Annotated in this window: 1 protein-coding gene and 1 pseudogene; both read right to left on the minus strand. The window is 42.6% G+C overall.

What is annotated here, in order from left to right; translation table 11 throughout:
- Window positions 1-312: pseudogene (locus tag EYW48_RS21295) on the minus strand (hypothetical protein); the annotation flags it as partial.
- A gap of 49 nt (window positions 313-361) precedes the next feature.
- The coding region (locus EYW48_RS21300) for an amidohydrolase family protein (RefSeq protein WP_277433056.1) at window positions 362-855 on the minus strand (494 nt) is incomplete at its 5' end.

Raw genomic sequence — 855 nt, forward strand, 5'->3', positions numbered from 1 at the left:
TGAGGTAATTCCAATTGCGGCAATGGCTAAAATGATTATCTCAGAAATACCAATAAATAATAACAACTTGGTTAAATGAGCAAGTGAACGCTGCAGTACGTTAGAGAGTAGAGTTTTCTGATAGGTCGCTTCAAATACACCAATGATACCAGCGGCCATTAAAAGCCCGATGGCCGTCAATATCGCGCTTTGGTTTCCCTGCTCCATCTGCCGCATGCTATCAAATGTACAACGAAACAAAAATGGTACGATAAATAGCAGAAGTGCAAACTGTCTTACGGCGACTTCAATATAAAAGCGCTTTTTCTGCACTGTTAACCCCCCTTAAAAATAGTACAGGGCGAACCCTGTACCTAGTTATCTATTCTTCGGCGTCGAATACGATATCACCTTGCAAGACAGTCATTAAGATTTCAGTATCTGCTATGTCGTCGGGAGACAAGCGGGTAATATCTCTATCTAAGATAGCAAAATCTGCTGATTTCCCTACCTCAACAGAGCCTGTAATATCTTGTATCCCTAAGCTAACCGCAGCGTTGATGGTGTATGCATCAATAGCAGCCTCAACATTGGGTAGCCCTGTATTCCCCATTCTTATACTGTTAGCTATGCCTACGAGCGGATTTAACTCATGGACATTCCAGTCACTACTGAGTGTAAGATTAGCCCCTGTATCAAAGATAGCTTTCAGGTTCATCAAAGAGTGTGCTCTCTTTGCTCCTAGGAAGAGTTTAGCCCATGAATGGTCATGCTCAACAACGTATTCAGAGCCTACTTGAAAGTCAGCTGTAACATTCAATTTAGTGAACCGACCTACATCTTCTGGATCGACAAGTTCAACGTGGGTGAGTGTGT

Source organism: Vibrio sp. 1180_3, from assembly GCF_029478545.1.
Classification (GTDB): Bacteria; Pseudomonadota; Gammaproteobacteria; order Enterobacterales; family Vibrionaceae; genus Vibrio; species Vibrio aestuarianus.